General features: G+C 47.0%; 15 protein-coding genes. 5 read left to right on the top strand and 10 right to left on the bottom strand.

From position 1 onward, the window contains the following. Positions 1 to 11 precede the first annotated feature (11 nt). The 3 genes from gpmI to lptF form a co-directional block, all read right to left on the bottom strand. Positions 12 to 1559, bottom strand: a complete 1548-nt coding sequence (gpmI, locus tag NI468_RS11635; protein WP_253102027.1) for a 2,3-bisphosphoglycerate-independent phosphoglycerate mutase — start codon at positions 1557 to 1559, stop codon at positions 12 to 14. A gap of 124 nt (positions 1560 to 1683) precedes the next feature. Beyond that, a complete protein-coding gene (gene lptG, locus NI468_RS11630; protein ID WP_004281054.1) occupies positions 1684 to 2754 on the bottom strand; it encodes an LPS export ABC transporter permease LptG in 1071 nt (356 codons plus the stop codon). A 2-nt stretch (positions 2755 to 2756) separates the two neighbouring features. After that, positions 2757 to 3857 (bottom strand): LPS export ABC transporter permease LptF, encoded by a 1101-nt coding sequence (gene lptF, locus NI468_RS11625; RefSeq protein ID WP_005108446.1) that lies wholly within the window; start codon positions 3855 to 3857, stop codon positions 2757 to 2759. A gap of 156 nt (positions 3858 to 4013) precedes the next feature. On the opposite strand from lptF, the gene NI468_RS11620 reads away from it, so the two are divergent. The 3 genes from NI468_RS11620 to blhA are packed head-to-tail and all read left to right on the top strand — an operon-like array spanning position 4014 to position 6518. After that, positions 4014 to 5462: a leucyl aminopeptidase gene (locus NI468_RS11620; RefSeq protein ID WP_174894120.1), complete on the top strand. Its 1449-nt coding sequence runs from the start codon at positions 4014 to 4016 to the stop codon at positions 5460 to 5462. After that, positions 5455 to 5862 carry a DNA polymerase III subunit chi gene (locus NI468_RS11615; RefSeq protein WP_253102024.1) on the top strand — a complete coding sequence of 136 codons (408 nt, stop codon included), beginning with the start codon at positions 5455 to 5457 and terminating at the stop codon, positions 5860 to 5862. Before NI468_RS11620 ends, NI468_RS11615 begins: the two co-directional genes overlap by 8 nt. Before the next feature lie 26 nt (positions 5863 to 5888). After that, positions 5889 to 6518, top strand: coding sequence for a cell division protein BlhA (gene blhA, locus NI468_RS11610; RefSeq protein WP_253102021.1), 630 nt, complete (start codon positions 5889 to 5891; stop codon positions 6516 to 6518). A 61-nt stretch (positions 6519 to 6579) separates the two neighbouring features. On the opposite strand, the gene NI468_RS11605 is transcribed toward blhA, so the two are convergent. The 7 genes from NI468_RS11605 to glnK form a co-directional block, all read right to left on the bottom strand. Continuing rightward, positions 6580 to 7125, bottom strand: a complete 546-nt coding sequence (locus NI468_RS11605; RefSeq protein ID WP_086044360.1) for a VTT domain-containing protein — start codon at positions 7123 to 7125, stop codon at positions 6580 to 6582. 109 nt (positions 7126 to 7234) lie between these two features. Next, positions 7235 to 7894, bottom strand: coding sequence for a riboflavin synthase (locus NI468_RS11600; protein WP_004732516.1), 660 nt, complete (start codon positions 7892 to 7894; stop codon positions 7235 to 7237). A 22-nt stretch (positions 7895 to 7916) separates the two neighbouring features. Next, the gene (locus NI468_RS11595; RefSeq protein WP_253102018.1) at positions 7917 to 9209 is read right to left on the bottom strand and encodes a DNA adenine methylase; all 1293 of its coding nucleotides are present in this window, start codon (positions 9207 to 9209) and stop codon (positions 7917 to 7919) included. Beyond that, positions 9206 to 10294 (bottom strand): bifunctional diaminohydroxyphosphoribosylaminopyrimidine deaminase/5-amino-6-(5-phosphoribosylamino)uracil reductase RibD, encoded by a 1089-nt coding sequence (ribD, locus tag NI468_RS11590; protein WP_253102015.1) that lies wholly within the window; start codon positions 10292 to 10294, stop codon positions 9206 to 9208. Before ribD ends, NI468_RS11595 begins: the two co-directional genes overlap by 4 nt. A 2-nt stretch (positions 10295 to 10296) precedes the next feature. Beyond that, entirely contained in the window at positions 10297 to 10761 is a 465-nt protein-coding gene (nrdR, locus tag NI468_RS11585; protein WP_004281044.1) for a transcriptional regulator NrdR, read from the bottom strand. Positions 10762 to 10900: 139 nt separating this feature from the next. Beyond that, the gene (locus NI468_RS11580; protein ID WP_085064321.1) at positions 10901 to 12313 is read right to left on the bottom strand and encodes an ammonium transporter; all 1413 of its coding nucleotides are present in this window, start codon (positions 12311 to 12313) and stop codon (positions 10901 to 10903) included. Positions 12314 to 12372: 59 nt separating this feature from the next. Beyond that, on the bottom strand, positions 12373 to 12711 hold the full coding sequence (glnK, locus tag NI468_RS11575) for a P-II family nitrogen regulator (RefSeq protein ID WP_004281042.1): 339 nt from the start codon (positions 12709 to 12711) through the stop codon (positions 12373 to 12375). A gap of 277 nt (positions 12712 to 12988) precedes the next feature. On the opposite strand from glnK, the gene NI468_RS11570 reads away from it, so the two are divergent. Both NI468_RS11570 and NI468_RS11565 read left to right on the top strand, forming a co-directional pair. After that, entirely contained in the window at positions 12989 to 13216 is a 228-nt protein-coding gene (locus NI468_RS11570) for an accessory factor UbiK family protein (protein WP_004732524.1), read from the top strand. Positions 13217 to 13282: 66 nt separating this feature from the next. After that, entirely contained in the window at positions 13283 to 14773 is a 1491-nt protein-coding gene (locus NI468_RS11565; protein ID WP_174894114.1) for a YifB family Mg chelatase-like AAA ATPase, read from the top strand. The last annotated feature ends 115 nt before the right edge of the window (positions 14774 to 14888 follow it).

The following is a 14888-nucleotide window of genomic DNA, read 5'->3' as shown; positions in this document are numbered from 1 at the left end:
TTTATCGAAAATTATGCATCAAGCTGAATCAGGTTACGACCTTGCATTTCAGCAGGTACCGGAACTTGCATCAGACTTAATAAAGTCGGTGCGACATCTGCCAATACACCGCCTTCTGCGATCGTGGCCTGAGTTGGGCCGACATAAATAAACGGAACCAATTCAGTGGTATGCTGAGTATGTACCTGACCACTGTGATAGTCCTGCATCTGCTCTACGTTACCATGATCGGCAGTCACAATCATATGACCTTTTTGCGCCATTACCGCTTCATAAACCCGGCCCAAACAGGTATCAACCGCTTCAACAGCTTTCACCGCAGCATCGAATACACCCGTATGACCGACCATATCACCATTGGCAAAGTTCACCACCAGCAGGTCAAATTCACCTGAATTGATCGCAGCCACCAGCTCATCAGTCACTTCATAAGCACTCATTTCCGGTTTAAGGTCATAAGTGGCTACGTTTGGCGATGGAATCAGGATACGTTTTTCACCTGGGTATTCATCTTCACGGCCGCCGCTGAAGAAGAAAGTCACATGCGCATACTTTTCTGTTTCCGCAATGCGCAGCTGTGTTTTACCCAAATCAGATAAGTATTCACCAATCGAGTTTTTCAACGCTTCAGGCATATACGCTACAGGTGCATCAATCGTGGCTTGATAACGCGTCAGCATGACAAACTTCGCCAAATTCGGCACGACTTTGCGCTCGAAACCAGTAAAGTCTTTTTCTACAAATGCGCGAGTCAATTCACGGGCACGATCGGCACGGAAGTTCATGAATACAACGCTGTCACCATCCTGGATTTTTGCCAGCTCGCCAATACGGGTGGCTTTAACAAATTCGTCAGACTCATCTGCGGCATAGGCTTGTTCGAGACCTTCAACTGCGCTAGCAGCTGTACGAACCGCTTCACCTTCAGTCAACAAGCGATAGGCCTGTTCAACACGATCCCAACGGTTGTCACGATCCATGGCAAAATAACGGCCGATCATGGTGGCAATACGACCTTGACCTGGATATTGAGCGAATAAGGCATCGAGTTTTTCTAAAGAAGGTTGTGCGCTTTTAGGCGGCGTATCACGACCATCTAAGAATGCATGTAAATAGACTTGCGCACCGCGTTTTAGCGCTAGCTCTGCCATCGCCACAATATGATCTTCATGGGAGTGCACACCACCTTTAGACAAAAGGCCAAGCAAATGTACTGCCCCACCTGCAGCTTTGGCTTTCTCAATCGCATCGACCAGAACTTCATGTTCAAAGAAGTCGCCCGTACGAATGTCTTTGGTAATTCGGGTAAAGTCCTGATACAGCACACGACCTGCACCGAGGTTCATATGTCCAACTTCAGAGTTACCCATCTGGCCATCCGGCAGGCCGACATCTTCACCTGAACCCGAGATCAAACCATGCGGATGCTTGTCCTGTATCGCAGTTAAATTTGGTCGTTTAGCTGCTAAAAACGCATTGTCTTCGACCGCTTCGCGATGACCCACACCATCCATAATCACCAAAACGTGAGGGATTTTGCCAGCAGTTGCATCCGTCATAATGAAATACTCTGTTCGTCTACGAATTAATCGCTCTATTTTAGCGAAGTTTATAAAAAGAGGCCATGACCCGTATATGGTTTAAGCCTCTCATGATGATTGATTTGTTCTATTTTCCTGTGCCTTAGCGCGCCCGATGCAGCAAGTATCCGCCGATGCCGAACATGATCAGAATCGGAATAAACACGAACCAGGCCGGAGATGGTGCATAAATCAGACTGGCATAGCCGAGGAAATCCTGCAGATAGAAGAAACCTAGTCCGGCAAATAAGGCAATCACCAGACGGAAACCCATGGATTGCTGACGCAACGGCCCGAAGATAAATGAACAGGCAATCACTACTAGTGCAATCAGGGCAAAAGGCGAACCAAGTTTTTGCCAGAAGGCCAGCTGATAGGTTTTCGGTACCTGGCTGTATTCATGCATATAGCTCATAAAGCTCACTAGTTGGCTAGGCGATAAATCTTCAGGATCAATCGTCACCATATGTACATATTTGGGCTGCAATGCCAGCGCTAAAGGTTGCTGTTGTTGCTTAACCAACGTGGCATTGCCATTTTGTAAAATATCGAACTGCTCTGTATTGTCCAGTGTCCAGGAACCATCTTTAACGAATTGCCCCTGATCTGCCTGTAAGGTACCGCGCAAACGATAGTTCTGGTCAAAGTCCAGCATCTGCACATTTTTCAGCTGGCCTTGCGAGTTAGCATAATCGATATAAATAAAGCGCTGCCCTTCCCGAGTCCAGTAACCACGCACTTCACCGAGCTGAGCGGCTTTACTGGCACTCTTGACGCTTTTGGCCTGTTCATTGGTATAAGGAATGACCCACTCGCTCAGGGCAAATGACAACACCACCAACAACAGTGCCGAACGGATGACCCAGCCGACAATGCGCCATAAGCTCACGCCGACCGAACGCATCACAATCAGCTCGCTATTCGAGGCTAATGTACCAAGACCTAGGACAGCACCAATCAGTGCAGAAATCGGCAGGATTTCATATAAATAGTTTGGTGCGCCCCAAAGCACATATTTCAAGGCATCCCAGGCACCATAACCATCTTTGAGCGAGCCAAGCTCACCCAGATAAGTAAATAATACCTGTAAACCTGCCAATACTGCGGTTGCACCCAGCATCGCCAGCGCAGTGGTTTGGGTCACATGTTTTGCAACTATACGACGTGCCAACATTGTTAAGACCTCACTCGCTGAATCTGTTTCTTGATTTTTGGACCTAATTTCTGTTTACGTGAGAACAAGGCACCCGCAATTGCATAGGCAATCAGGATCAATGGATAGGCCCATATTCCCATTTCTTCTTTACTGATCCGGGTCTTCACTGCCATCAAGGCTACAATCAGACTGGCAAAGATCATGAGAGCAGGAAATAACTTGAGATAACGACCCTGTCGTGGGCTCACTTCGGACAATGCCACAGCCAGAATCAGGGCAATCAGAATCGCAAAAGGAACAAACACCCGCCAGCCCAGCTCACTGGCCACTACAGGATCCTGACGGTTCTGCCACAATTGCGAGGTCGGTAAGGCTTCAACTTCAGTACTGGCAAATTGCGCTTCTTCATCGCTTTCTAAGCGCAGACGATAGCTTTCAAATTCAGCTTGGGTATATTGCGGTGTGCCCGGATAGATCTCATAACGGCGACCTTGGACCAGATCCACCACATTGGCAGCATCATTCGGTACCTCAATTCGGGTGGCTTCCTGCGCTAGAATCATCACATCCGGTTTGCCTTCTTTTTCCGCACGCTGATAAAAGAAAATATCTTTTAAATTTTTACGGTCTTCTGACAGGTCACCGGCATAAATGGTATAGGGCCCAGAGGAGATAAATTCTTTCGGTCTCACCAAGTCAAAGCCGGTACGTACCGCCTGACTGGTGGTCAGGGCTTCAAACTGGCGAATGCCCCACGGCGCAGCCCACAGCATCAATCCGGCCTGAGCAATCAAAAACACCAGGGTCATCGGCACCAGTAGACGCGCCAATTGATGCCGACTGACGCCACTGCCATTCATTACAGCCATTTCATGATCGACATATAAACGGCCAAACACCAGCATCAGTCCAATAAAGAAACCGAGCGGAAGAATCAGGGTTAAGAATTCAGGCAAACGATAGCCAATAATGCTAAATAAAATGCCTGCATCCAGACGGCCTTGCGCCGCGACACCAAAATACTTGATCAGTCGACCGCCCATCATGATCAAGGTCAATAAGGCAATCACCACCAAGGATGTCGAGACAACTTGCTTGACCAGATAACGCCGAATAATCAAATTAATTCTTCCAAAATAAGGTCCATAAAACGAGTGCTAGTTTACCCGAATAGCAAAAATATAAAACCTAGGCCGCCCTGCCCATTGAAAATCTATTCAGATAAATGTTTCAATGACTGAATGATTTACCCATCTAGACAGGCGTGAAAACAGAATATGAAACTTACAATTAATACGTCATTCCCAGAGAATGGATCAAGTCAATCTTTGTTGATTTTAGTTGACTCGGAACAACTTCAGAATACAACCGCAACCTATCAAATCAATAATTTAGACACATTAATTGAAGCCTCTCAATTCAAGGCAACTTTGGCTGAAAGCCTGAGCCTGATTGGTCAGGTAAACCAGTCCAGCCATGCCGCGCTGATTGGTTTAGGCAAGGTCGCTGAACTGCAACCAGCAAAACTTGCAAAAATCGCGCAAACTATTATTCAAGTCACGCAAAAAAAATTCAAACAGATTTCTGTAGATCTGACACAACTTCCACAAGAATTCCACTATCTGTTTGCCCTGTTTCTGACTCAGGCCAGCTATGGTTATGATGAATATAAATCCAAGAAGAATGAATTTGTGCTCGAGCAGATCGACCTGATTGCCACCCATAGCGTCTTAACTACCGAGCAGTTGCAACTGGTACAAGCGGTGCAAAGCGGACAAAACCTGGCACGTGATCTAGGTAACCGCCCAGGCAATATCTGTTTCCCTGAATATCTTGCAGAACAGGCAGTGGCTTTGGCGGCCGAATATCCGGAGCTGCTTAAAGTCACTGTGCTAGATGAACAGCAGATGGCAGATTTAGGCATGGGTGCCTTCCTTGCGGTAAGTAAAGGTTCAGAGCGTCCTGGTCGGATTATCAGCATGGAATATCAGTCAGAGCGTAGCGAAGCACCGGTAGTCTTGGTGGGTAAAGGCATTACGTTTGATACCGGCGGTATTTCCCTTAAACCAGGCGCAGGCATGGACGAAATGAAATATGACATGTGCGGCGCAGCCTCTGTACTCGGTACAATGCGTGCATTGTGCGAAGCCCGTTTACCTCTACATGTGGTGGGAACCATCGCTGCAGCAGAAAACATGCCTTCAGGCAAAGCCACCCGTCCTGGCGATATCGTAACGACCATGAGCGGTCAGACGGTTGAAATCCTGAATACCGATGCCGAAGGTCGTCTGGTGCTGTGTGATACCTTGACCTATGTAAAACGTTTTAACCCTGCTTTGGTGATTGATATCGCAACCTTAACTGGTGCCTGTGTGGTCGCTTTAGGTTCGGTGCTAACTGGTCTGTTCACACCAGATGATAAACTGGCAGCAGAACTAGAAGCTGCCGGCCAGCATTCATTTGACCGGGTATGGCGTATGCCAGTACTGGATGACTATCAGGAACAACTGGATTCACCATTTGCCGACATTGGCAATATCGGTGGTCCAAAAGCCGGTTCTGTGACTGCAGCCTGCTTCCTGCAACGTTTTACCCGTGAATATCGCTGGGCACATCTCGATGTTGCAGGCACAGCGTGGAACTCAGGTACCAATAAAGGCGCAACGGGCCGTCCAGTCCCATTATTAATGCAATTCCTGGCGAATCGCGTTCAAAGCAATGGCTAAAGTCAGCTTTTATTTATTTGAAAAAAGCCCTGAACGACAAGTGGACAGCACTTGTCGTTTATGTCGTAAGATTCTGCGTCAGCCGGCGCGGATCTGGTTACTGTGTGCCGATACAGATTTGCAACAGCAGCTGGATGAACGTCTGTGGAGTTTTGACCCCAGCAGCTTTATTCCACATGGCATTGATCAGCCTCAGGCCACGGTCTGTATTTCGGCAACACTACCGGAACAGTCCGACTGGATTATTTTCAATTTTAATCCGGAAGCACTTGAACCTTACGCAAAATTTAGTCACATTATTGAGATCATTGAAAACCATGAAACGGCTAAACAGCTGGGTCGTGAAAAATTCAAGCAATATCGTCGATTAGGTATTGAACCGGACACCCATAAGCTTTAACCGATATCATCCACAAGGAGAGGCACGTGGCATTAAATGTAGGTCCCGATTTTAAACAGCGCTGGTTAAATGTACCGGAAGCTGTACGTCAGACCTTTATCGATGACCTCTCTCGGATCTGCGATATTTTAAAGCCAGAAACGTCTTTGGAAGAATGGCAGAATCGCGACCAGCGCTTGCAACAGGAATCTGATCGCAAGATCGAAGCTGCCTATGCGCAGCGCAAGGCCGAATTGATTGAAGAAGCCCGTATTCGTAAACAGCTCGCGCTTGAAAAAGCCTTGGCCGAGAAACGTGCCGAAGAAAAGGCCTATCAGGAACAGCTACGTCATGAGGAACAGCGCAAATTTAGCGAACAAAGTCAGGCGCTTGCTGAAATAAAGACGCATCTAGAGACTGAAGTGCAGCACTATGTCGCACGTTATGCAAAAAATCCTGAGACGACTTTTGATTTTGCCAGAGGTCGCATCCAGATTGAGGACCAGAGCATTTTATCCGAATTAGAAAGTGTGCGTTTACGTCTGGAACTTGAGGCAGAAACCGTGATTGAACAGACCGTCAATGCACTGCGTGAAAAAATGCGTGCGGCGGCCAAAGAAGAAATCGAGTATATGCTGAAAAATTCGGAATTTTCTGATCAGCCACGCAATATTTAAATGATCCTTTCAGATTAAAAAAGCCCGAAAATTCGGGCTTTTTTGTCTTCTATGTCGCGTCTTAGAAAAAATCTGCCAGCATAAAGGCAGCATTTCCGAGCAAGTAACCAATGCTTAATAACGTGCTAATCCAAAGGATGCCACCTGCAATATTATAAAAGCTGAATGTGGCAAAGCTCATATGCGCTGAACCGGCGGCAAAAGGGCCAAATGAGCGGACAAAGGGAATAAAACGTGCGATTAAAATAGTTTTACCGCCATGTTTCATAAAATAGTGATTGGTTTTCACCATATATTCCGGCTTGAAATAGCGTGAATGTTGATTGAAATATTTTAAACCGAGAACTTTTCCGGTGTAATAATTCACGCTATAGCCCAGCACCGAGGCAGTGAATAACAACAGCCCCATCGAATGCAGGGTCACCAGATCGCTGCTGGCGCACAAAGCGCCCACAGCCAGCAATAAACTGTCGCCGGGCAGGAAAAAGAAAAACACCGAACCTGTTTCTGCAAAAATCACCAGAAACAGGATTGCATAAATCCATACCCCATATTGATCGAGCAATAGCGGCAATGACTGTTCCAAGTTAAGTAAAAAATCGAGCATTCGACCCGCCCACCCAGGCAATATTTGCAAGTTGAACTGCTGATTATCCCGAAAAATAAAAAAACAGTCTAATTTTTCAATCAGACTGTTCAGTAAATCAACATTTCTTTTATTTTAAGAAACCATTTTCAGCCAGGAAATCCATGCTGATTTTTGATTGCTCAGTAGTTTCAGCAGCTTTATCACCGAGCAATAAGCGCTCGATATAACGTGCCAATACATCCACTTCCAGATTGACCTTGCTGCCAACTTTCCAGGTACCAATATTGGTTCGTTCAGCAGTATGCGGAATCAGGTTCAGACTGATCACACTGCCACGCAAATGATTAATCGTCAGGCTAATGCCATCAACTGTAACCGAGCCTTTTTCTGCCAAATATTTGGCAATTTCGGCCGGTGCAGTCACTTCATAATAAATCGAGCGAGCATCTTCACGAACCAGCGTGATCTCACCGACTGCATCGACATGACCTGACACAATATGACCGCCAAAACGCGTAGTCGGCAACATGGCTTTTTCGACATTGACAGGTTGACCCGCTTTCCAGGTGCCGAGCGTAGTCCGGTTCAGACTTTCACGAGAAACATCAGCCGCATACCAATTCTCACCCCAGTCGATCACGGTCAGGCAGATACCATTGGTCGCAATAGAATCCCCCAGATGCACATCGGACATGTCCAGATCAGTCTGGATGCGTAAACGTACATCACCACCAACGCTTTGCAGACTTTCGACTTTGCCTAGGCTTTCGATAATACCTGTAAACATTTTTATTTCCTTTTCAATTCTTTTACCAGAGTGCCAACTGAGTGCTGACGCCGGTCGTATCGACACCGCCCAACTCTGCATAATGATGCAGCTGGCTGAGTAATTGACGGATCGGTGGACCTGACTTGGCGTGGGTATCGGTAATCACAATAAATTCCAGCACGCGTGCACGTTCAGACTGGCGCTGTTTACTGACACGATAGCGCGGCACATCCTGGGTCAGCAAGGTCACCCGGCCACGTTTCAAGTTGGCCTGCAATAAATCAGTGGCACTGATATTCCCGTCGGTTGAATAACTGGTCAGAATGAATCGCGCATTGATGGTGGCCAACAAATTTTCATAGGCTTCTTTGGCATATTTAGAAGAGTTGTACTGGCTCGGACGCTCTTTGCGCCATGCCCGATCAATTCCGCTCTTGAAGCCCTTGGTATCCGGAGTCGGTAAATCGGCCTGATCCCATAAGGTCAGCGCATTCAGCACATGATAATTACTGCTATACGCATGCTGATTATACGGTGGATCCAGATAAGCCACGTCTACTTCAAAACCGCTCATCTGGTTGGCCAGATGCTGGGCATCGACACACCACATTTCTGCGGCCATCCCCTTTTTCTGATCCGACTCGCAAAAACGGCTTGGGGTCAGCCACAGCAATGATTCAATCCGTTCCAGCGCAGTTTGGGTTTTCCCGCCCCAACCATGGTGGAAGCTTTTGAAAACACCAGAAGTATTGCTGACAAAACTGGCGGAATAAAGCAAAGGGGCCAACAATGCAGACATCTCTACATCATCAATTGCACCTTGGGCCTGCCAGGCGGCAATCTGCTGACGAATCGCATCAATACGCATACCATTACGACGTTTGAAGAACAAACGGTCACGGGCTGGATCATAGATTTCATCATTACGTGGACAGAGGTTATGCGTGACCCAGCCTTTGACTTCAGGCAAACGGTTCAGATAGTCAATGGCTTTCTGATAACCACCCAGCTCTTTAAATGCTGGTGCTTCCGTACAGGCCAATACCGCATGATTCAGCGCGTGGCTATATGGCTCCCAGTCATTGGCAATGACGCGATAGCCATTCTGACGGGCCAAACGTGAAACCACACCTGAACCTGCAAAAAAGTCAGCAAAAATCGGAGCACGGCCATCGCTACGTTTCAGGGTTCCTGTACTCTCCAGAGCTTCCAGAATTAAATGCAGTAAACGGCGCTTATTGCCCAAATAAGGAACCAGCTGATGGAAAAGATATTCATCGGTGGTACGTGCCGCATGGCGACGTTTATGATAAACCGTAGACTCTGAACTCATAGTGTCTCTTGAAAAGGAATTAGCCTGAAGCGCACGTCATCACCTAAGCGAGTTACATCGCGCAGCTTAAATCGGAGTTGTTCGGCCATATGGCTAAATTCTGCATTAAACATGGTACGCGCAGACTGACCCAATAGGGTTGGTGCAACATAACTGATCAGTTCATCAACCAATTGTTCTTGTAAAAATGCGGTAGATAAGGTCGCCCCTGCTTCCACCAAGACATCATAAATCTGATACTGTTGAACCAGTTGCTTTAATAATTCTGCTAAAGGCTGTACCGGCAAGTGTAGCACACCTATGTCTGCAAGCTCCTGACGAAATGGCCCCATCACCATCACGGTGTCGGCTTGCGCTAAAATTTTTGCGTTGAGTGGTAAACGCCCCTGACGGTCCAGAATAATCCGTTTCGGTTGCACCACAGTCTTGATATCTTCAACGCCATCCAGTTGCCGCACATTCAGCTGACAGTCATCCGCAAGGACTGTTTCAATTCCGGTGATCACCGCGCCTGAAATTGCACGCCAATGCTGTACATCCTGACGCGCTTCCACACCGGTAATCCATTTTGATTCACCCGATGCCATGGCAGTACGGCCATCCAGGCTTGAGGCAATTTTTAAACGCACATAAGGCTGACCAGTCGCCATCGCTTTCAGGAAACCTTGATTCAGCTGATGCGCTTCATCTTCACAGATACCAATCTCGACCTCGATTCTAGCCTCTTTCAGGATCTGTACGCCCTTTCCGGCCACCAGCGGATTGGGATCCGGACAGGCAACAATAACTTTTGCCACGCCTGCTTCCACCAGACCTTCGGCACAAGGCGGCGTCCGGCCATAATGCGCACAAGGCTCTAAGGTGACATAAGCTGTGGCACCACGTGCCTGCTCACCCGCCTGACGCAGCGCAAACACCTCGGCATGCGGCTGTCCTGCTTGAGGATGAAAGCCTTCACCAATGACGATGCCCTCTTTAACAATGACACAGCCGACATTCGGATTCGGTTTGGCGGAATATTGCCCGTGACGTGCCAATTCAATGGCCCGCTGCATCCAGATTTGATCTTGATTCAGTTCAGCCATACTTATTCTTGTAATTCTCGTTGTTGCATCTGTTCAATCTGATGACGAAAAGCTTCGACATCCTGAAAATCCTGATAGACCGAAGCGAAACGCACATAAGCAACATGATCAAGTGCGAATAAAGACTGCATCACGATTTCACCGATGGTACGCGATTTCACGTCACGCTCGCCTAAACGGCGAATCTGTAGCTGGATATCGCTCAGCACCGTTTCAATCTGTTCCTGGGTCACCGGACGTTTTTGCAAGGCATGCATCAGGGAACGACGTAATTTGGCTTCATCGAAAGGTTCATTCTTGCCATCCGACTTGATGACGCGCGGCATCACCACTTCATAGCTTTCAAAGGTAGTGAAGCGTTCATTACAACTGACACATTCACGGCGGCGACGAATCTGACAGCCTTCAGCTGCCAGGCGTGAATCAATCACTTTACTGTCTGCAGTATTGCAAAATGGGCAATGCATAGCGGTTTAATTGAACAAATCCAGATGGATTCCGAGTGTAGCAAAAATTACAAACTTTGTAGAGTTTTACGCAACATATAGAAAAAAACAGCCCATTCGGGCTGTTTTACACTATATATTGATTATGGTGTATTTATTATTATTCGACACGTTCGCCATGTTGACTTAAATCCAGACCCATACGCTCATCATCAGATGCCACACGGATTCCAATGATCAAGTCGATGACTTTCAGGATAATGAAGGTCATGATCGCAGAGTAAGCAATTGTCGCCAGTACGCCTTCCACTTGCACCCAAAGCTGATGCATGACATTGGCAGGGGCATTATCACCCATGATGAATTCGCTGGCAAAGAACGCGGTTAAAATCGCGCCGACAATACCACCTACACCATGTAGACCAAAAGCATCTAAAGAATCATCAGCTTTCAATGCGCGTTTCAGTGCGGTAATCCCCCAGAAACACACCACACCACCGATCAGACCCATCGCCAATGCACCGCCTACAGTCACAAAACCTGCAGCTGGAGTAATGACCACCAGACCAGCAACTGCACCCGATACGCCGCCCAGTACAGAAGCTTTACCACGTGCCAGTTTTTCAGTGATTAACCAAGAAATGGCTGCTGCTGCTGCTGCGACTTGAGTCACGATCAAAGCATAGCCTGCAGAACCATTTGCCCCTAACGCAGAACCACCGTTGAAACCGAACCAGCCTACCCAGAGTAAAGATGCACCGACCACAGTAAGCGTCAGGTTATGCGGTGCCATAGATTCACGACCCAAGCCCATACGTTTGCCTAGCATATACGCTGCTACCAGACCGGCAACACCCGAGTTGATATGTACAACCGTACCACCTGCAAAATCAAGCGCGCCGTCGTTACCTAACCAGCCACCACCCCATACCCAGTGGGTAATTGGTGCATAGACAATCACCACCCAAAGTGCGATGAAAGCAACGAAAGCACCAAATTTCATACGTTCTGCAATCGAACCGCTGATGATGGCAACCGTAATAATGGCAAAAGTCATTTGGAAAATCACAAACAGGATTTCAGGAATCGTACCTGAAAGCGCCTCTGTGGTGATACCAGCCAGCATGAACTTGTCCAGGCCACCTACAAAGGCATTGCCTTCACCGAAAGCTAGGGTATAACCAATAATCACCCAAGCAATACTGACCACCGCCGCAGCAATAAAGCTATGTGCCATCGTCGCCAGAACGTTTTTCTTACGGACCATACCGCCATAAAATAGCGCCAAGCCAGGAATGGTCATAAGTAGAACTAAAGCAGTAGAGGTTAAAACCCAGGCAGTATCGCCGGTATCTAGAGTTGGTTCTTCTTCTGCAGGCGCTACAGCTTCAACTGGCGCTGCTTCAGCAATTGCTGCTGTAGTGTCTGTTTTTGTATTTGTGGTATCGCCTGCTTCTTCAACAAGCACAATTTCTTCTGTCGGTGTTGTTGCTGTTGCAGCTTCTTCAGCCCATGCAACAGAACCACCAAAAAGAGCGCCGGCCATGCCGAACGCGAGTAGCATTTTTTTCATTCGTATCCCCCAACCAAGTTTTTGTGAGTTATTAGGTACTCAGCAAACTTCGTGCCAAGTTAGACAGCGTCTGCACCTGTTTCACCTGTACGAATACGGATGACTTGTTCCAAGTTAGTCACGAAAATTTTTCCGTCACCGATTTTTCCAGTGCTCGCCACACGAGTAATAGATTCAATCACCGCGTCTACCATTTCATCGCTAATCGCGATTTCAATTTTGACTTTCGGCAAGAAATCTACAACGTATTCAGCACCACGATAGAGTTCAGTGTGGCCTTTTTGACGACCAAAGCCTTTCACTTCAGTTACAGTGATGCCTTGAACACCAATTTCAGACAATGCTTCGCGAACATCGTCTAATTTAAAAGGTTTTACAATTGCAGTTACGAGCTTCATGTTTGTTTTCCTTCGGCTTATTTCACCAGTAAGGTTTTACGTTCAAATTTCATGCCAAGATTCCTAAGGTCGGGGGAAATTAGAAAGCCCGGCATGTGGTTTATTTATACCTTATTTTATACGGATAAAGACTTTGAATCTTCAAAAAATAGACATTTTTTATGTGGATTTTTACAATATCTTTAATCGAATAAGTCTATATTTTGTCTGAAATACTATAGTCTGCATTTTAGCAATGCTAAACTGTCGGTTCCTTTCTACGGCGATGGATCAGACAATGATTGAAACTTTATTACAAGCAATTTTGCAGCAAGTCGAACAACCTAAGAAAGATTTGGAACATAATATCCGTGCCTTGTTAAATGAAGCTGTGGCGAAAATGGATTTGGTGTCTAAAGAAGAAATAGAACGTCAGCGTACTGCCCTAAATAATGCCAATCATCGCCTGAATGATTTGCTCAAACAGGTGGAAGCATTAGAAGAGAGAATTTCGAACAAAAAATAAGCACAACTACAGTGCATAAAAGACACCAGAACTATAAAAATAACGCACCAAATTGGAACAATAATAATGTCTTTTGCCAAAATTTATACGCGAGGCTTGCTGGGCCTGCATGCGCCTTTAATTGAAGTCGAAGTTCATGTCAGTTCGGGTATGCCTTCGCTCACTATAGTGGGGCTTCCCGAAGCGGCGGTACGTGAAAGTAAAGACCGGGTACGCTCTGCCATTTTGAATAGCGGCTTTCAATTTCCAACCAAACGTCTGACCATTAATCTGGCCCCTGCAGATCTGCCAAAAGATGGCTCACGTCTGGACTTACCGATTGCTTTAGGTATTTTAGTGGCCTCCGGGCAGCTGCCTGAAGATTGTACCGAGTATCTGGAGTTTATTGGCGAGTTGGCCCTCGATGGTCAATTACGTCCTGTCAGCGGTACCTTAAGTATTGCAATTGCCTGTCAAAGTGACCAGCATCAACTGATCCTGCCTGGCCCAAATGCCCAAGAAGCCTGTCAGCTCCCTGATTTTAAAGTCTTCGCAGCCAATCATCTGAAAGAGGTGTGTGAACATCTTTCCCAGACAAAGCCCTTGCAGCAGATAGAATCCGGTACACTTGCTACAGACCATTTTTATAAGTTTGATCTTGCGGATGTAAAAGGACAATTACGACCACGGCGTGCTTTAGAAATTGCCGCGGCAGGTGGTCATTCCCTGCTGTTTCGAGGCCCACCCGGAACAGGCAAGACCTTGCTGGCCTCCCGATTGGCCAGTATTTTGCCACCCTTAAAGACGCAGGAAAATCTGGAAGTCGCCAGTATTTATTCGGTGGCGAATGCCAATCACCCTTTTGGGCAACGGCCTTTTCGAGCACCCCACCATACTGCTTCGGCGGTAGCATTGGTCGGTGGCGGCTCACACCCCAAGCCAGGAGAAATTACCCTAGCGCATTTAGGGGTTTTATTTCTGGACGAACTGCCTGAATTCGACCGCAAAGTTCTGGAAGTCTTACGGCAGCCTTTGGAAGCGAAGGAAATCGTCATTTCCCGAGCATCACGCCAAATTACCTTTCCGGCCAATTTCCAGTTGGTGGCTGCCATGAATCCCTGCCCGTGTGGATATGCCTTTAATCAAGATATCCGCTGCCAATGTTCACCCGAAAGTATTAAACGCTATCAGAACCGGATTTCAGGCCCGTTGCTGGATCGGATTGATTTGCATATTGATGTACCGCCATTACAGGCACATGAGCTACAGGACAATCGACCCGCCGAAGACTCCGAAACGGTCAGACAACGCGTCATTGCGGCCTATGAAATTCAGATGCAACGGCAAAATAGCTTGAATATAAGTTTGAGTCCAAAGCAGCTAGAGCAATATGCCTCGTTAGATCAGTCTGCTCAGAATATACTTGAAATGGCTCAGCAAAAACTGAATTTATCAGCACGTGGCTATCATCGGGTCTTGCGTGTTGCACGCACCATTGCCGATTTAAATCAAAGTCCAGATATTCAAAGTCAGCATCTTTCGGAAGCTCTATCTTATCGCGGACAGCAGCAGATTTAGCTCATTAAAAAAGCGACCTAAGGTCCATTGCTGTCCCACAATTTTTCACAAGAGGAAGCTCATTTGAGCTTCCTCTTGTTTTATGGGTATTTTATCGGGTGAAAATAAAGCTTTT

The organism is Acinetobacter lwoffii (genome assembly GCF_024129355.1).
Taxonomy (GTDB): domain Bacteria; phylum Pseudomonadota; class Gammaproteobacteria; order Pseudomonadales; family Moraxellaceae; genus Acinetobacter; species Acinetobacter lwoffii_I.
Note: the sequence above shows the minus strand (reverse complement) of the source record. Positions and strands in the feature narration are given on the sequence as shown.